Here is a 17702-nt window from a genome sequence, read left to right as displayed (position 1 = left end):
TTCGCCGACGCACCCGCTGAGCGGCAGCGTGAGTTGCAGGACAGCACCGTCAAGGTGATCGCCAAACTGCACTCGATTCCAGAGCCCGAGAAGACGTTCGGGTTCCTCGTCGACGGATCAGAGCCAAACGCGTTGCGACGCAACCTGAACTGGTTGAAGTCCTGGTACGAGTTCGCCGTGCCGGATATCGGCCGATCGGCGCTGATTGAACGGTCGCTGGAGTGGCTCGAAGTGAACTGGCCCGGCGACGTAGCCGCTACCGATCCGGTTCTGGTGTGGGGTGACTCGCGCGTCGGCAACGTTCTCTACTCCGACTTCCGGCCGGTCGCGGTGCTGGACTGGGAGATGGCCACACTGGGTCCGCGGGAAATGGATGTGGCGTGGATCATCTTCGCGCACATGGTCTTTCAGGAGCTCGCCGGTCTCGCCGGCCTGCCGGGTCTGCCCGACTTCATGCGGGAGTCTGACGTGAAGGTCACCTATACCGAGCTGACCGGAGCCGAGTTGGGCGACCTGCATTGGTTTTACGTGTACTCGGGCGTGATCTGGGCCTGTGTGTTCATGCGGACCAGCGCCCGGCGGGTGCGCTTCGGCGAGATCGAGAAACCCGACGACGTCGAATCGCTGTTCTACCACGCCGCGGTACTGAAACGACTTATCGGAGATGACGCCTGATGCTCGGACCCACCGACGAATTCCCCATCCACCAAATTCCCCAGCCGATCGCCTGGCCCGGGTCGTCGGATCGCAACTTCTACGACCGCTCGTACCTCAACGCGCACAACCGCACCGGCGACCTCTTCCTGATCACCGGCATCGGGTACTACCCGAATCTCGGCGTCAAGGACGCCTTTGTGCTGCTACGCAGGGGCGACACCCAGACGGCGGTGCATTTGAGCGACGGCATCGACTCCGACCGGCTCAACCAGCACGTGGGCGCCTACCGCATCGAGGTCGTCGAGCCGCTGCACAAGTTGCGGGTGATCCTCGAAGAAACCGAAGGCGTCGCTGTCGATCTGACCTGGGAGGGTTTGTTCCCCGTCGTCCAAGAGCAACGCCACTTGATGCGGACCGGCACCCGGATCACGCTTGACGCGCAACGGTTCGCCCAGCTGGGCAGCTGGAGCGGAGTCATCGCGGTCGACGGCGAGGAGATCGCCGTCGACCCCGCGGTCTGGCTGGGCAGCCGGGACCGGTCGTGGGGCATTCGGCCGATCGGTGAGCCCGAACCGCCTGGGCGCCCTGCCCATCCGCCGTTCGAGGGCATGTGGTGGCTCTACGTGCCGATGGCGTTCGACGACTTCGCGATCGTGCTGATCATTCAGGAGGATCCGAGCGGTTTCCGCAGCCTCAATGACTGCACCCGGATCTGGCGAGATGGCCGCGTCGAGCAACTCGGCTGGCCGCGGGTGAAGATCCACTACACCTCCGGCACCCGAATCCCCCACGGGGCGACCATCGAAGCCACGACGCCTGACGGATCCTCCGTCGTGTTCGAGGTGGAGTCCAAGCTACCGGTGCCGATTCACATCGGCGGCGGGTACGGCGGCGACTCGGACTGGCTGCACGGCGTGTGGAAGGGCGAGAAGTTCACCGAGCGGCTCACTTACGACATGACCGACCCATCGGTGAACGGCCGCAGCATGTTCGGCGTCATCGACCACGTCGGTCGCGCAGTCTGCCGTGAGAACGGCAAGTCCGCCGAAGGCTGGGGTCTTTTCGAGCACGGCGCGCTGGGCCGTCACGACCCGTCGGGCTTCTCCGACTGGTTGACGGTTGCGCCTTAGACGCGCTTAGCCACGCTGGACGACGGCTAGCGCGCCGACATCGCGGCGGGTGAGCCGATCGTGCCACCGGGCCAACGGCGGTGGTGCCCACCAATTCCAGCGGCCCAGCAGCACCATCAAGGCGGGCAACAGGATCGATCGGATGATGGTCGCATCCACTAGCACCGCGACCGTGAGCCCGAAGCCGAACAGCCTCAGGAATGACACCTGTGAGGCGATGAGCCCTGCAAACGTGATCGCCATGACCAGTGCGCCTGCGGTGACGACTCGCCCGGTGCCGGCGAGCCCAAGCGCCACGGCGCGGGTATTCGCGGCATGGGATCGGTCGGAGTCAAGCCAGAACTCCCGGATGCGGGCGATGAGGAACACTTCGTAATCCATCGACAGGCCGAACGTGATGCAGAACATCAGCACAGGCATGGTCGCGACGAGGGTGCCCATCACCGTGGTGCCAAGACCGCCAAGGTGTCCTTCCTGGAAGATCCACACCATCGCGCCGAATGTCGCGGTAAGCGATAAGGCGTTGAGTAGCAACGCCTTAAGCGGTATGACGATGCTGCCGCTTAGCAGAAACAACAGGACGAACATCACCGCGGCGATCAGCGTCAGCAGCATCGGAAGGCGCGACACTATCGAGTCAACGCCGTCGCGATTGGACTGCTCGGCGCCGGAGAACAGCACCGTGGTGTCCGGTGGTGCCGCCACCGAATGCAGCCGGTCCAGCAGTTTCTCCGACTCCGCGGTGTATGGTTCCGCCGCGGTGTTGACGGTGAAAAATGTTGTGCCGTCACGGGTTGCGGCTTGCCCGGTTGCCGGTGCCATCACCGCACCGTGCACGTAGGTGCCCCGCGGTGCCGAGACTGCCACCACCCCAGGCACCGCGGACAGCCCGGCGGCGTATGAGCCGAGTTCGGTGTCGTCGACGTGATTGTCGTGCTTGACCACGATCGGGATGGCCGCACCGATGTCTTGAGCGAACTCGGTCCGGATTTGATCGCCTACCTGCCGGGCAGCGGCAGATGCCGGCAGGATCCGGTCGTCAGGAAAGCCGAATTTCACGTCCAGGAAAGGTAACCCGACCACAATCAACGGAAGGACCACCCCTGCGGCAGCCATCTTCGGCCGGCGCATCACCGCCAGCGCCCATGCGTACCAGCGACTGTCCTCGAGCGGGCCCGCGCGTCCGGACTTGCCGACCCGGCCGGGTGCGACCAGAATCGCCGCCGGCGCGACAAGCAGGGCGGCCACCGCCGCCAGTGCTACGACCGAAACCCCGCCATAGGCAAAGGATCTCAGGAAGTACATCGGAAAGATTCCCATTGTCGCAAGGCACAGCGCCACCGTGACGGCTGAGAACACCACGGTTCGCCCCGCGGTCTGCAGGGTGCGGCGAATCGCGGCCTGCGGATCGGAGCCGGCGGCGACTTCTTCGCGATAACGGCTGACCAACAGCAGCGAATAGTCGATCGCCAGGGCGAGGCCCATCGCCACCGCCAGGTTTTGGGCGAACACCGATACCTCGGTGACCTCGGCGAAGATCCGAAGGATGGCCATGGAGCCGAGGATCGCGAAACCTCCTACAGCAAGCGGGATCAGCGCCGCGAACACTCCTCCGAACACCCACATCAGGACCGCGAAACTGATCGGCAGCACAATCGCCTCACTGAGCACCAGGTCGGTGCGGCTCTGCTCGGCGATCTGCGCGAACACCGCGCCCGGCCCGCCCGCCGAGACGCTGATGCCGGAACCACGATCGCCGACGAAACGCTTGGCCAGCTCTGCCGAATGCGCAAGCCCCGCGGTCTCGTCACCGTCGAGATAGGTGACCACCAACGCCGACTTCCCGTCCCGGCTGACCAGCCCGGCCGCGATGGGGTCGGCCACATCCCATGGCGAGCTGACCCTGGCGACCTGATCGGCGTTCCGGAGCTCGGTCACCAAACCGCCGACCACCGCCCGCGGCTCGGGATCCGTCACCGGCCCAGGCGCTTTCACCAAGAGGTACAGCGGTACGAAGCCCTGCTCGAATTCGTCGATGAGCACCGCGTTGGCGCGATTGGACTCCGCATCCGGGTCGGTGAATCCCCCCGCCGACAGCATGGTGCTGACCGGCGCTCCCAGGACTCCGGCTACCGCCATGGTCAACAGCGCCGCGGTGATGATGCGTTTGGGAGCGGCGATGACGCTCCTGGCGATCAGGGCGAGCACCGTCGACCGTCAGGCCGCCGGAGCTAGGACGTTGAGCACCATCGCGGCACCGAGACCTCCTGCGCTGACAATGGCGCCGGTGCCGACTCCTCCGCCGCGGCGCTGGAGCGCATTGATCAGGGTTCCAACAACCCGGGTGCCCGAGGCAGCGTACGGATGCCCCAGTGCGAGGCCGCCTCCGTACACATTCAGCCGGTCCCTGTCGATCTCAAGGGATCGCTCGTAGGCGATGCCGATGGAGGCGTAGGAGTCGTGCAGTTCGAACAGGTCGACCTCATCAGCGCGGAGACTCACCGCGTCCAGAGCGCGTCGCGTCGCGGTAATCGCGGCGCCGGTCGCGCGTTCGGGCTCAGAGCCGACAATCGACCAGCCGATCACTTCCGCGAGCGGCGTTAGACCGTTGTCGTCGGCAAAATCCCTGTCACACACCATGACTGCGGCGGCGCCGTCGGTAAGGCCGGTTTGATTCGCCACTGTCACCGTGCATTCGGCCCCGATGAACGAATCCATGGCACGCAGCGACTCCTCGGTGATATCACGCCAGGGCAGTTCGTCATGGGCCACCGCGACATCACCGACCTCGACGGGGACCGTCTCCGGTTCCAGTAATCCGTCGTCAACGGCGGCCGCGGCCAGCGTATGGGCCCGCAATGCCCACTCGTCGATCTCCTCCCGAGTGAGGCCGAACTCCTTCGCCGTTCCCTCGCCGAGCGTGAACGCCAGATCCAGCGCGGGCATCTCACCGATTCCCGGATGCATTGGCGCGACGGCCATGTCGGCTACTCCGGTTTGCAAGAAGTTCGGTCCGGCCAACGGCGATGCCGACGGAGAATTCAGCCCGCCGGCGATGATGCACTTGCCCATTCCGGAGCGAATCGTCGCGACGGCCTGGTTGATCGCGATCATTCCCGATGCGCACCACCCACCGATCGCGAACCCGGGCGTATCTGGAGGCAGGCCAAGGTCGAGGGCCGAGTACCTGGCGATGCAGCCTCCGCCCTGGAGCACCTCGCCCAGCATGATGTTGTCTATCGAACCGCTGTCTGCGCCTGATCGATCGATGACCGCCCGCAGGACGGTGTTGGCAAGGTCGAACTCCGAGGCCTTCGACAGTCCTCCCACGAACGAGCGCGCGAACGGCGTCCGGGCATAGGAAACGACAACGGGATCTCGCATGAGTCCTCCTCCCTCGGCGCGCACTCTCCGCGACGATCTATGACTTAGCTGCATGAAACGAAAACGGCGTTCCCGGCCGACGGGCCATAATGCTTACGCGGCCGTCAATAGTGCTTTCCGTAGCCCGCGAGAACACATCGCAGTCAAACAACGTGTTTGCCCAGAGGACGGGAACGCCTGAGTTCTAACATGTCGCTTGCGCGGGCGTCTACCGTCTGGACGACAAAACTAGAACGTGTTATAACAGCCCCGGCCCTCGCCGTCTCTCGGAAGGACACCTCGTGCCGTCCGCTGGATTCTCGGTCAGTCCTGAGGCGATGAATCGCTGGCTTGGCGACCACATCGGGGATCAATCAGGGCGGACGTTTCTCATTACGGGCGCCAACGGTGGTCTGGGGACCGCCGCGGCGCGCCACCTCGCGGGCGCCGGTGCGCGGGTCATCCTCGCGTGCCGACGCCCCGATCAAGGTGAGGCGCTGGCGGATCGGATCGGATCGGCGGCCGAGGTGCTGCCCGTCGACTTGTCCGACCTCGCCTCGATCAGCAAGGCCGCGGCCGCGTGCGGGCAGGTCGACGCCGTCCTCGCCATTGCCGGAGTGTGTTACGTCCCATGGGGTTTGACCGCCGACGGATTCGAATTGCACATCGGGATCAACCATCTCGGGCACTTCGCCTTCATCGGCCAGATCCTCGATCGCATCGGCGACCGGGTTGTCGTCGTCACCAGCCGCGCGCATGAGTTCGTCGGCCGTCCCGGATTCGGAAAACTCATGGCGGACGACCCGGCATGGCGGACGCGAAAGTACTCCGCCTTCGACGCGTACTGCCAAGCGAAGCTCGCGAATCTTCTGTTCGTCAATGAGCTGCATCGGCGCTTCGAGGCAGCCGGGTCGCCGCTCACCGCGGTGGCGGCGCAGCCGGGGTGGTCAGATACCGAGGCGGGCATGCATACGGGTCGCAGGTTCGGTGACATCTTCTGGCGCACCAGCTGCCGGACCATCGGCCAGGCCGCCGACGTGGGTGCGCTGTCGATCGTGTACGCCGCGGCTTCGCACAGCGCGCAGCGTGGCGGCTATTACGGGCCGAACCGACTCTTCGGGATGCGCGGACTCCCCGCGCCGGCCTCAGCGGGCAAGGCCGCGTCCGATCCGGAGCTGATGTCGCAAATGTGGGCGGCCTCAGAGCGTCACACCGGCGTTCGGTTCGCCATCGACGCAGCGCATCACTGAGCGAGAGGACACCATCGTGACGATTGGCACCGAGACCGATCTCGGCGCTCTGCCACCGGTGCCGGCGACACCGCTCGCCCACCGGCAACGGATCGCCGCGCTGAAGCAGCCGCACACCGGATGCGAGACGTTTCGCGATGCGGGCGGACCCGTGACCGAGGTGCGGATCGCGCCACGCCGGATGATGCCGCCGTTCGTCATCGTCACCTCTCCGCGCGGTGCACGCGATGTGCTGACCGCCACCTATCCGCTGGTGGATCGCGACTTCCCGTTCATGACCGAGCAGCAGAAGCTCAACGGTGGCTCGCTGCTCAACTTCAGCCACAAGGAGTGGGTGAGCCGGCGCCGCATGCTGCAGCCGGTCTTCACCAAGCAGCGGATCGCAGACCTGACCGCGCAGATGCACGAGATCGCGTCGGACTGCGCGCAGTCATGGGGCGACGGCGCCCAGATCGACCTCGACAGGGAGAGCCGCCGGATCACCATGCGGGTGCTTGGCCGCTCGATCATGGCGTTTGAGCCCGAGCAGAACACCGACGAATTGGTCGAGCCGATGCGACGCGTCAGCCGCTACATCGCCGACCGCAGCCGGGCGCCCATCCGGGTGCCACGATGGGTTCCCACCCCGGCCCGGCGCCATGCCGTCGCCTTCAACAAGCTCGCGCACGAGCTCGCCGCGAAGATCCTCCACGACTGCCGGACCGATCCGAGCCGCGAGGCGCCGCTGGTTCGGGCGATGCTCGACGCTACGGACCCCGAAACCGGAAAACCACTGTCGGACAACGAGATCTGCCATGAGCTGGTGATTTTCTTGGCGTCGGGCCTCGAGACCACCGCGACAACATTGGCCTACGCGCTTTGGGCACTCGGTCGCCATCCAGAGATCCAGCATCGCGTGGCGGAGGAGGTTCTGGCTGCTGACGCGGAGCAGCTGAAGACCGACCCGCGCAAGCAGCTGCCCTACACGGTGAGCGTGCTGCAGGAAGCCCTGCGACTCGGCGGGCCCACCCCAGGGATCATGCGGGTCGCCCGCGAGGACATGGAGGTCGCCGGTTACCGGGTGCAGCGTGGGAGTCTGCTGTTGGTCGGAGTCTATGCGCTGCACCGCGATCCGAGCCTGTGGGACAACCCGCTGGAGTTCGATCCCGACCGGTTCAGCGGGCAGCGTTCCCATGACCGCGATCGGTGGCAGTTCTTGCCGTTCGGTGGCGGTCCCCGCTCCTGCATCGGCGAGTTCTTCGCATTGACGGCGGCAACGCTGGAGCTTGCGTCCGTCGTCCGGCACTGCGAGCTGACGTCGACAGAACAAGCGTTCCCGATGGTGGCGCCGCTGACGATCGTGCCGGACGGCCCGATTCCCGCGAAGATTCGGGCACGCCGATGACGACGGCGGTCGGCCTGTCGCTCGACACGCTGTCACTGACCCAGCAGGGGCGTGTCCTCACAGCGGCATTCGACGATCCTCCCAATCACTTCCTTTCGCTTCGACTGATCAAGGACTTGGACCGCCTCACGCGGGCAGCCGACCGGGACCCGTCGGTCGGCGCGGTCGTGTTGACGGGGACCGGCGAGAAGTTCGTCTCGCACTCCGAACCGGAACAGGTCAGTCTGTTCTTCGAAATGTCCACTCCCCCAATGCCTAACCGGCTCGTGCGGTGGTCGATCAAGGCCAACAACGCGGCAATGCGCGTGCCCGCGCTGCTGAAGATGACCGAGAAGCGGGGCGGTGACTGGGGCACCGGCATCGTCTACAGCGCTCTGCTCAAGCGGACCATCATGCGGATGCACCGATCGGGCGTGGTGTACATCGCGGCGATCAACGGTGCGGCATTGGGCGGCGGCTTGGAACTCGCGCTGTTCTTCGACTTGCGAATCGCCGCGGACTCCGATCATGTCCGGCTCGGTTTGATCGAGATCCTTGCCGGCCTCATTCCCGGTGGCGGCGGGACCTTGCGGCTGCCGGCGCTGCTCGGCATGGCCGCGGCGCTCGAGCACATGCTGGAGGGTCGGCCCTTCACGGCCAAGGAGGCGCTCGAGGCCGGGCTCGTGCACCGCCTCGTCCCCTCGGCGGACCTGCTCGACACCGCTCAGGCGAGCGCGGCACGGATTGCGCACCGATCTCCGTACGCCGTCTCGGCCCTCAAGCAGGCCGTCTACTTCAACGGGCACCGCACTCTGCCTGCGGCCCTCGACTTCGAACTCGCCAGCTTCATCGCGACGGGCAGGAATCCGAAGAAGGGCGCCATCGCAAGCGCGTTCCGAGAGGACGTCGAACGGCTGGGCGACACCCCGTTCGTCAGCGACATCGAACCGTGGATCGCGGGGACGAAAGGTCAGGGCTGAAGCGCGACGCCCAACAGTGCAGCGGCGGCGACGATCTCGACCAAGCAGTAGAACCAGTTCGGATAGAACGCGGTCCTGGAATCCACCACGGCGGACACCACCCGCCCCAGCGCCATCCCCGCGAGCGCGGCACCGACGGTGATCAGAATTCCGACTCTGTGCTCGGGCTGCACGGCCGCGTACGCCAGTACCCCTGCGATCGCGAGGCCGAATCCGCCGTAGACCGCGCGCACCTCCGAACGCGACGCGGCGTCACCGAGGGTGATGCCGAAGGGGCGGATGAGCGCCGCTGGGGCGGCCAACGCGTAGACGCCCATGCCGAGGAAGAACACACTGATGACGATGATGACCGCGGTGCCGATCGAGCTGGCCAAGGTAGCCTCCTGTCTGAACCGACGTAGGAGTCCAGCATGGTCGCAGAAGTGGTCGCGCCGCTTCCACAAACCTGCTATCCGTCGGTGTGGCTCTGGCCCGGCCAAGCCCTCTACGCCGGCCCCAGCCTGAATCTCGAGCCCCATTCGGGCTCGGTGTGGTGCTTGGCCGTCGGCATCGACGGACCGCTCACCGTGGTTACCCCTGACGGCACCAAACGCGATGCGCACAGTGTGCTGATCCCGCCGCGGCTGACCCATCAACTGATCTGCCAGGGCCGCGGGCTGGTGTCCTGCTACCTGGAGCCGACGTCGCTTCGGGCGCACGCATGCCGGAGCAAGTTCTCGCTCAGCGGGGACATCGGCGTCACCCACGCCGACGAAGCACGGCTGATGTTCACGCCGGACGATGACCAAAGCGCCTGCCGCTGGCTCGATCTCGCCGCACCGGCCGCGAACCGGGCCGTCGATGCCCGTATTGCGCAGGGCGCCAAGAGAATCCGTGACGATCCGGCGACGACGATCTCCTCGCGTGAACTAGCCGCCGCGGCGGGCCTGTCCGAGTCGCGGTTTCTGCATCTGTTCCGCGACGAACTGGGCACCAGCCTGCGCCGCTACCGGCTCTGGGTTCGGCTCGTGCACGCGGGCGCGGCGATCGCGGCCGGACAGAACCTGACCACCGCGGCGGCGGAGTCGGGCTTCGCCAGCCCGTCTCACCTCGCGGACAGGTTCAAGTCGACGTTCGGGCTCAGTGCTACACAGCTTCTCGCGACGGGGCTGAATCTGCGGACACCCTAGCCGCGCGGCCGAACACCATCGAGTCTTCGATCGACTCGAACGGCCGGCCAAGGACGTCACGCAGGTAGTTGTGGGTCAACGCCCACGGCCTGCGGGTGCCCGATCTCGGTAGCGCGTGCAAACCCCGCTTGACGTAGCCGGATTGCAGGTTGAACGCGGGCTGCTCGGGCATGTCGACCCTGCCGAGATGCGGGTAAGCGTGGGTATACCCGTGAGAATCCATGTAAACCAGCAGGTCGGCGACCGACCGTGCGGTCATGTCGGCCCCCAGCGTCCACGACGCGTTGGTATATCCCATGCACCACGCCGCGTTCGGAACATCTTCGAGCAGGTGCCGCCTGAACAGGAACCGGTCGTGGGGAACGATCTTCTCTCCGTCGACGCTTAGCGTGATGCCGCCGAGCGCCTGTAGCTGGATGCCCGTGGCGGTGACGATGACATCGGCGTCAAGATGCCGGCCTGATCTCAGCACGATTCCGGTGGCGTCCATGTGATCGACGTGGTCGGTGACCATTTCCAGATCGCCTGCGCTGATGGCCTTGTAGAGGTCGGCGTCGAGAATGAAGCACAACCGCTGATCCCACGGGTTGTACGGCGGCTTGAAGTGGGTATCGATGTCGTAGCCTGACGGCAGGTTGTTCTCCGCGATGCGGCGCAGGGTGCGCTTGCTGAATTCCGGTGCGGTGCGGGCGATCGCCCACAGCAGGCTGCCGAACAGCGCGTTGCGCCACCGCACGATCCAGTGGGCGAGGCGCCGCGGCAACGCTTTTCGGATCGCGTTGGCCGTCGGCTCCACTCTCATCGCCGAGATCATGTACGACGGCGTGCGCTGCAGCATGGTCACGTGCGCGGCTTTTGCGGCCAACGACGGGATCATGCTGACGGCGGTCGCGCCGCTGCCGATGACGACGACACGCTTGCCGGTGCAGTCCAGCGACTCTGGCCAGTGCTGCGGGTGTGCCACCTCGCCCGTGAAGTCTTCGACGCCGGGAAAGGTCGGCGCGTACGGCTCGTCGTAGTTGTAGTAGCCGGTGCCGAAGAACAGGAACCGACTCCGGTACGTCTTCGGTGCACCGTCCTGCTCGGTCTGCACCGTCCAGGTGTCGGTGGTCGAATCCCAGTCGGCCGACCGCACATACGTGTTGAACCGGATGTGCTTGTCGATTCCATGCTTTCGCGCAGTCTCGGCGATGTACTCCCAGATGTCGTCGCCTTCGGCGATCATCTCGGGCCGCGTCCACGGCTCCCAGGGAAAGCACAAAGTGAAGATGTCGCTGTCAGAGCGGATGCCGGGATAGCGGAATAGATCCCACGTGCCGCCGAGGCGTTCGCGTCGCTCCAGGATCGTGTAATGCAGACTAGGGTTCTTCTCCCGGATACGGTAGGCGGCGCCGATGCCGGAGAATCCGGCGCCGATGATCAATACGTCGCTGTACTCGGGCTCTTCGGCGCTCACCGGCATTCCTCCGCTCGGGCCCACTAGGCGAACTTGACCGCGTCTTCCGTCGCCCGGCCGAACACCATCGACTCGTCGATACGGTCGAAGCGATGGTCGATGACATCCAGCACATAGTTGTGCCGCACGTTCCACGGCCGGTGAGTGCCCGACTTCGGCAGCACGTGTGCGGCGCGCTGCACGTAGCCGGCGTTGATGTTCCACGCCGGCTTCTCCGGCATGGGCTTGTCGCCGAGGTGCGGGTATGCGTGCGTGTATCCGTGAGAGTCCATGTAAGCCAATAGCTTTGCGAAGGCTCGCGCGGTCAGGTCGGCCCGCAGCGTCCACGAAGCGTTTATATAGCCGACACACCACGCCATGTTCGGGATGTCTTCGAGCATGTGCTCCTTGTAGACGAAGCGATCCTGCGGCTTGACGTCTGCACCGTCGATGCTCACTTCCACGCCGCCAAGCGCCTGCAGCTGCAGGCCGGTGGCGGTGATGATCATGTCAGCGTCGACGTGCTGTCCTGACCTGAGCGCGATTCCGGTGGCGTCGACGTGATCGATTTGGTCGGTGATCACTTCGGCGCGCCCGTCGCTGACCGCGGAATAGAGGTCGTTGTCGAGGATCAGGCACAACCGCTGATCCCACGGGTCGTAACGCGGCTTGAAGTGGATGTCGACCGGATATCCCTGCGGCAGATTGCGTTTGGCGCCACTGCGAATCAACCACCTGCTGAACCGGGGCGCCTTGCGCGCGATCACATAGGTCAGAACGGTGAACAGAGTGTTGTACCAACGAACGGCGGTGTTGGCGGCCCGCAGCGGCAGGACTTTCCTGATCGCCTGCACCACCGGGTGGATCCGCGGCATGGACAGCATGTAGGTCGGTGAGCGCTGCAGCATCGTGACGTGCCCGGCCTTCTCGGTCAGCGACGGAATCATGCTGACCGCCGTCGCACCACTGCCGATCACCACGACCCGCTTACCGGTGTAGTCCAGCGACTCCGGCCAGTGCTGCGGGTGCACGACGTCGCCACTGAACTTCTCGATACCGGGAAACTCCGGCTTGTAGGGCTCGTCGTAGTTGTAGTAGCCGGTGCCGAAGAACAGGAACCGGCAACGGTAGGTCTTGGGTGCTCCATCCTGCTCGGTCTGCACCGTCCAGGTGTCGGTGGTCGAATCCCAGTCGGCCGACACGACGCGGGTGTTGAACCGGATGTGCTCGTCGATGCCGTACTTGCGGGCAGTCTCGGTGAGGTATTGCCGGATGTATTGCCCGTCCGCGACGTTCTCCGGTCGCGTCCAGGGCTCGTAGGGATAGCTGAGCGTGAAGATGTCGCTGTCGGACCGGATGCCCGGGTACCGGAACAGGTCCCATGTGCCGCCGATTCGCGCCCGCCGCTCCAGCACTGCGTAGGACAGCTGCGGATTCTTTTCGTGGATGCGATACGCGGCGCCGATTCCGGAGATGCCTGCCCCGACGATCAGCACGTCGGAGTAATCGGCCTGCTCAGCCATCTGACCTCCTTTGGTCCGGCTGGGTACCACGATAAAGCTCAGCCGCTGAGTGCGTCGATGATCTCGGCTAACGACTCAACGCCGATCGGGCCCGGCTGGTACAGGCAGATCCGGTCCGACACTCCGTCGACCCGGTCGCGGATGTGCGCGGCGACTTCGGCTGGGCTGCCGCATGCGGCGATGGTGTGCAGGATGTCGTCGTCGATGAGCCGCCCCATCTCCTCCCAGCGGCCCTGCTTGGACAGCGTGTTGAGCTCTGGCTGAAGATCACCCCAGCCGTGCGCCGCGAGGACGGGTCGGTAGGCCGGCGTCGACCCGTAGAAACCCAGCAGCCTGCGCGCGGCCGCGTGGTCGGTGTCTTCGCTGCCCACCGAAACGATGATCTCCGGAACGATGGCGAACTCGCCGGCGTCGCGTCCGGCGATGGCCAAGCCCTCACGCACCTCCGGCAGGACCACATCGTGCAGGAAGCGTTTGGACCCGAACGGCATGACGAGCAAGCCGTCGGCGATCTCGGCGGTGGCCCTGGTCAACCTCGGGCCGAGGGCGCCGAGATAGATCGGCGGCGCGCCGTACGGGTTCGGGCCGGGGTTGAACGCCGGGGTCATCAGCGTGTGCTGGAAGTACTCGCCGCGGAATTCGAGCCGTTCGCCGGAGTTCCATGTCGCGAAGATGGCGCGCAGCGCACCGACCATTTCTCGCATCCGTGCGACCGGGCGGTCGAAGTCAGCGCCGAACCGCTTCTCGATCTGCGCGCGAACCTGTGTGCCGAGGCCCAGCGTGAAGCGGCCTTTCGTCAGCAGCTGCAGATCGTTGGCCTGATGCGCGACGTGAATCGGGTTGCGAGGGAACGCGATTGCCACATTCGTCATCAGATCCAGGCCGCCGACCGTCGCAGCCAGCGTCAGCGGCGTGAACGGATCGTGTTGCCCCTCGAAGGTGAAGACACCGCTGGCCCCGGCCTCCCTCAGCGCGTGCGCGCGATCGATTGCATCCGTCGGGCCGAACAACGCTGTCATGACCTTCACAGCGTGAGAGCCTAGTGAGGTGACCATGCCAGGCAATGCCGACGTCGTCGTGGTGGGTGCCGGGTTCGCGGGGCTGTCGGCGGCCCGCGAGCTGGTCCGGCTCGGACACGAGGTGGTGGTTCTAGAGGGCCGCGATCGCGTCGGCGGCCGATCCTGCTCCACCACGATCGCCGGCGCGCCGATTGACCTCGGAGGGACCTTCGTCGGCCCCACGCAGGACGCCGTGATTGCGCTGGCGAAAGAGCTGGGCTGCGACACGGTGCGGACGTACAGCCACGGCAAGAACCTCATCCGATGGCGCGGCCGAGTCCGCTCGTATCGCAGCACGATTCCGCGGCTGTCGATCATCGAGTTGCTCGACGTCTCCCGTATCCAGTGGCGTTTCGACCGGGTCTGTCGGCGGGTGCCGGTGCATGAGCCGTGGACGTCTCCAATCGCCGACATCCTCGACAGCAAGACCCTCGACGAGTGGCTGCGGTACGTGCACGCGAGTGCGTCGACGCGGGATCTGATGGCGATCATGGCCAGGGTGACGTGGGGCTGTGAGCCCGAGGCGGTGTCGATGCTGCATGCGGTTCGCTACGTCAAGGCGGGCGGCGGCCTAGGGCGCATGCTCGACGTCGAGGGCGGCGCTCAGCAGGACCGCTTCCCCGCCGGGACACAGCAGATCGCGGTGCGTATGGCCGAGGAGCTGGGCTCGCGGGTCGTGCTGAACACAGTCGTGCGCCACATCGAACGACGCGCCGACGGCACCGTGGCGGTCGGCTCCGATCGTGGCGATGTCACCGCCAGTGCGGTCATCGTGGCGATCCCGCCGGCGCATCGCGCGGGCATCGAGTTCGATCCGGCCCTACCTCCCGAGTACGAGAAGCTCGCGCAGCATTGGCCGCAGGGCAGCCTGAGCAAGGCCTTCGCCGCCTACGAGACACCGTTCTGGCGGGAGAACGGCTGCTCGGGCGAGGCGCTCTCCGACGAGGGGCCGGTCTTCATCACCTTCGACGTCAGCCCGAGCGACACGGGACCGGGCATTTTGTTGGGCTTCACCGATGCGCGGTCCTTCGATCAGCTGCCGGCACCCGAGCGTCGCGAGCGCGCGCTCGCCGGGTTTACGGCGATATTCGGCGACCAAGCGTCGCAACCGATCGACTACATAGACCATTGTTGGGGCACAGAGGAATTCGCTCCCGGAGGTCCGACAGCCGCGGTGCCGCCGGGCTCGTGGACGACGTATGGCCCGTGGCTGCACAAGCCGGTCGACGGCATCTATTGGGCGGGCACCGAAACCGCCGACGAATGGACGGGTTTCTTCGACGGCGCGGTCCGCTCGGGCAAGCGTGCGGCCGACGAAGTCCATCGGGCGCTGTCGAGCTGACGCTGGGTGCCGCGCCGGCATCTCCCACCTACTTTTTTGCCAACGCTCACGGGCGAGCGCTAGGCGCTGCGCTTCTGGCTCACGGACTCGACGAGCAGCCGCAGCTGCTTGTTGACCTCGTCGGGACGTTCGACGATGGCGCAGTGACCGCCGGGCAGCTCGACGAACTGCTCCAAGTTCGGTGCCATGTTGGCGATGCGGCGCGACGAAACCACCGGCAGCAGCCGGTCCTTCTCGCTGCCGATCACCACCGTCGGGACCGTCAGGTTCGTCAGGCCGATGTGCTCGGGCCCGAGCGCGTCGACCAGTGCGCGCGCCCAGCCGCCGCGACCCGCAGGCGGCGTCGAGGTGAAAAGTTCATAGATGAAGTCGACGACGGCGGGGTCGGCGTCGCGGCCCACCGCAATCGTCGACACGAACCGCCGGCTGGGGCGATCCGCCGCGCGCAGAAGGGGCGCCGCACCGAACGTCTTCAGCAGAGTTCCTGCCGCACGGACGCGGGCGTCGGCTAGGCGCGGCGGCACGGGAAGGAGCTGCACATTGCGCAGCAGGTCGCCGGTGGTCGTGTTGATCAGTGCGACGGCGTCGGCGCGTTGCGTGACCCGCTCGGGATAGCGGTCGGCCCACGACGTGATGGCCATGCCGCCCATCGAATGCCCGGCGATGACGGCGCGTTCCCCCGGTGCGAGCGCCGCCTCCAGGACGGAGTCGAGATCGGCGGCGAGGTGGTCGAGGCTGTAGTCGTGCCGCCGCGCAGGTACGGAGCTGCGGCCGTGGCCGCGGTGATCGAATGCGATGACGCGGTAGTCGCTGGAAAGGTCCGCGATCTGGTAGCCCCACACCCGGATAGCGCACGTGATGCCGTGGGTGAGCACGATCGGGTAGCCGTCGTCTGGCCCGAACACCTCGGCGTGCAGGCGGGTGCCGTCCTTGGAGCGGACGACCATGTCGCGACCGGGCGGCATCGCCTCGGCCGCGGCGAATCGTCTGCCCGTCGGGCCGGTCTCCTGGCCACGTCTCATGCGTGCTCCCATCGAGTTCGGCAACATTGCCGGAACTCGTCATCCTACCGGTTGGTAGGGAGGCGGCCGGTCGCGATGTTAAATGGTCAGATGCGCGCGATACAGATATCCCGGCTCGATGGCCCACATGCAGCGGAAGTCGTTGAACTCGACGAACCGGACGGCGAGGGCGTCGTCGTCGACGTGCACGCGGCGGGGGTGGCTTTTCCCGACGCACTGCAGTCGCGCGGGCTATATCAGTACAAGCCGGACCTGCCCTACACCCCGGGCGCGGAGATCGCGGGCGTCGTGCGCAGCGCGCCCGATGGTGCCCACGTGGCGGCTGGTGACCGGGTGGCCGGCTTGACGATGCTGTACGGGGCGATGGCCGAAGTCGTTGTGCTGCAACCTGATCGAGTGTTCAAGCTGCCGGACTCGGTGTCCTTCGAAGCCGGCGCGGGACTGCTGTTCAACGACCTGACGATGCATCACGCGTTGCGGACGCGAGGCCGGCTGGCCGAGGGCGAGACCGTGTTGGTGCACGGGGCGGCGGGCGGCATCGGCACCTCGACACTGCGGCTGGCACCGGCTTGGGGCGCGTCGCGCACCATCGCGGTGGTCAGCACCGAGGAGAAGATCGGCGTCGCCAAGGCCGCCGGCGCATCCGACGTCGTGCTGGCCGACGGCTTCAAGGACGCGGTCAAGGAGCTGACCGACGGCCGCGGCGTGGACATCGTCGTCGACCCTGTCGGCGGGGACCGCTTCACCGACTCGCTGCGCTCGCTGGCGCCGGGCGGGAGGCTGCTGGTGATCGGGTTCACCGGCGGCGACATTCCGACTGTCAAGGTGAACAGGCTGCTGCTGAACAACGTCGACGCGGTCGGAGTCGGTTGGGGCGCATGGGCCCTCGGCCATCCCGGGTACCTGCTCGAACAGTGGGCAGAGCTGGAGCCGCTGCTGGCGTCGGGCAAAGTATCAGCACCCGAGCCGGAGGTTTATCCGCTGGAGCGTGCGGCGGATGCGATTGCGTCGCTGGAGGATCGAAGCGCCAAGGGCAAGGTCGTCGTCAAGGTGCGGTAGTGGCGATTTGTCTGCGTCTTGTTGCGCTGAGCGCGACAGAACGCACACAAATCACAGGTAGGGGTCGGCCCACGCGCTGATGATGCGGGCCGCCCGCGCCGCCTGATTCTTGCCCGTCAGAAGGTGGTCGGCACCCTCGAGCGAGACGAAGCTGCGGGGATGCCTTGCAGCCCTGAAGATTTCGCTCGCGTTCGCGATGCCGACGGTGTTGTCGGTCGGTGAATGCATGACGAGCAGCGCTCGGCGGAGTGTATGGATCCGCTCGCGCAGATCGGCGGCGCGGACGTCCTCGATGAAGTGCCGCTTGAGCGTGAGGGCCTTGCCGCCGATGAGGAACGGCGCCTCGCCGTC

16 protein-coding genes are annotated in these 17702 nt (G+C 66.1%); 8 read left to right on the top strand and 8 right to left on the bottom strand.

All coding sequences use genetic code 11. The features are described from left to right. The coding region (locus tag VFH65_RS20840) for a phosphotransferase family protein (RefSeq protein ID WP_353323946.1) at positions 1-675 on the top strand (675 nt) is incomplete at its 5' end. Next, the gene (locus tag VFH65_RS20835) at positions 675-1787 is read left to right on the top strand and encodes a hypothetical protein (RefSeq protein WP_353323945.1); all 1113 of its coding nucleotides are present in this window, start codon (positions 675-677) and stop codon (positions 1785-1787) included. The genes VFH65_RS20840 and VFH65_RS20835, both read left to right, overlap by 1 nt. Before the next feature lie 6 nt (positions 1788-1793). On the opposite strand, the gene VFH65_RS20830 is transcribed toward VFH65_RS20835, so the two are convergent. Next, positions 1794-3995 (bottom strand): MMPL family transporter, encoded by a 2202-nt coding sequence (locus VFH65_RS20830; protein WP_353323944.1) that lies wholly within the window; start codon positions 3993-3995, stop codon positions 1794-1796. Between the two features lie 9 nt (positions 3996-4004). Continuing rightward, entirely contained in the window at positions 4005-5171 is a 1167-nt protein-coding gene (locus tag VFH65_RS20825) for a thiolase family protein (RefSeq protein ID WP_353323943.1), read from the bottom strand. A 281-nt stretch (positions 5172-5452) separates the two neighbouring features. Here VFH65_RS20825 and VFH65_RS20820 point away from each other — a divergent pair, with 281 nt between their 5' ends. The 3 genes from VFH65_RS20820 to VFH65_RS20810 are packed head-to-tail and all read left to right on the top strand — an operon-like array spanning position 5453 to position 8743. Continuing rightward, positions 5453-6400 (top strand): SDR family NAD(P)-dependent oxidoreductase, encoded by a 948-nt coding sequence (locus VFH65_RS20820; RefSeq protein ID WP_353323942.1) that lies wholly within the window; start codon positions 5453-5455, stop codon positions 6398-6400. Positions 6401-6416: 16 nt separating this feature from the next. Beyond that, a complete protein-coding gene (locus VFH65_RS20815; protein WP_353323941.1) occupies positions 6417-7784 on the top strand; it encodes a cytochrome P450 in 1368 nt (455 codons plus the stop codon). Further along, on the top strand, positions 7781-8743 hold the full coding sequence (locus VFH65_RS20810) for an enoyl-CoA hydratase/isomerase family protein (protein WP_353323940.1): 963 nt from the start codon (positions 7781-7783) through the stop codon (positions 8741-8743). The genes VFH65_RS20815 and VFH65_RS20810 overlap by 4 nt, the downstream gene beginning before the upstream one ends. Here VFH65_RS20810 and VFH65_RS20805 read toward each other — a convergent pair. Then, positions 8734-9117 carry a DUF4345 domain-containing protein gene (locus tag VFH65_RS20805; protein ID WP_414688467.1) on the bottom strand — a complete coding sequence of 128 codons (384 nt, stop codon included), beginning with the start codon at positions 9115-9117 and terminating at the stop codon, positions 8734-8736. The genes VFH65_RS20810 and VFH65_RS20805 overlap by 10 nt on opposite strands. Positions 9118-9153: 36 nt before the next feature. Here VFH65_RS20805 and VFH65_RS20800 point away from each other — a divergent pair, with 36 nt between their 5' ends. Further along, positions 9154-9912, top strand: a complete 759-nt coding sequence (locus tag VFH65_RS20800; protein ID WP_353323939.1) for an AraC family transcriptional regulator — start codon at positions 9154-9156, stop codon at positions 9910-9912. Here VFH65_RS20800 and VFH65_RS20795 read toward each other — a convergent pair. The 3 genes from VFH65_RS20795 to VFH65_RS20785 are packed head-to-tail and all read right to left on the bottom strand — an operon-like array spanning position 9869 to position 13898. Next, positions 9869-11368 carry a flavin-containing monooxygenase gene (locus VFH65_RS20795; RefSeq protein ID WP_353323938.1) on the bottom strand — a complete coding sequence of 500 codons (1500 nt, stop codon included), beginning with the start codon at positions 11366-11368 and terminating at the stop codon, positions 9869-9871. The two genes, VFH65_RS20800 and VFH65_RS20795, sit on opposite strands and share 44 nt — an antisense overlap. A gap of 23 nt (positions 11369-11391) precedes the next feature. Then, entirely contained in the window at positions 11392-12870 is a 1479-nt protein-coding gene (locus VFH65_RS20790) for a flavin-containing monooxygenase (RefSeq protein WP_353323937.1), read from the bottom strand. A gap of 38 nt (positions 12871-12908) precedes the next feature. Then, positions 12909-13898: a TIGR03617 family F420-dependent LLM class oxidoreductase gene (locus VFH65_RS20785; protein ID WP_353323936.1), complete on the bottom strand. Its 990-nt coding sequence runs from the start codon at positions 13896-13898 to the stop codon at positions 12909-12911. A 25-nt stretch (positions 13899-13923) separates the two neighbouring features. On the opposite strand from VFH65_RS20785, the gene VFH65_RS20780 reads away from it, so the two are divergent. Further along, complete coding sequence (locus VFH65_RS20780) at positions 13924-15270, top strand: flavin monoamine oxidase family protein (RefSeq protein ID WP_414688468.1); 1347 nt, start codon at positions 13924-13926, stop codon at positions 15268-15270. A gap of 59 nt (positions 15271-15329) precedes the next feature. Here the strand turns inward: VFH65_RS20780 and VFH65_RS20775 are convergent, their stop codons facing one another. After that, entirely contained in the window at positions 15330-16292 is a 963-nt protein-coding gene (locus VFH65_RS20775; protein WP_353323934.1) for an alpha/beta fold hydrolase, read from the bottom strand. 90 nt (positions 16293-16382) lie between these two features. On the opposite strand from VFH65_RS20775, the gene VFH65_RS20770 reads away from it, so the two are divergent. Beyond that, a complete protein-coding gene (locus VFH65_RS20770; protein ID WP_353323933.1) occupies positions 16383-17351 on the top strand; it encodes an NADPH:quinone oxidoreductase family protein in 969 nt (322 codons plus the stop codon). Between the two features lie 51 nt (positions 17352-17402). Here the strand turns inward: VFH65_RS20770 and VFH65_RS20765 are convergent. After that, positions 17403-17702, bottom strand: a 300-nt coding sequence (locus VFH65_RS20765) for an alpha/beta hydrolase family protein (RefSeq protein ID WP_414688466.1), incomplete at its 5' end; no start/stop codon positions are given.

This window comes from Mycobacterium sp. (genome assembly GCF_035697385.1).
Classification (GTDB): domain Bacteria; phylum Actinomycetota; class Actinomycetes; order Mycobacteriales; family Mycobacteriaceae; genus Mycobacterium.
This window is presented reverse-complemented; position numbering and strand designations above follow the sequence as displayed.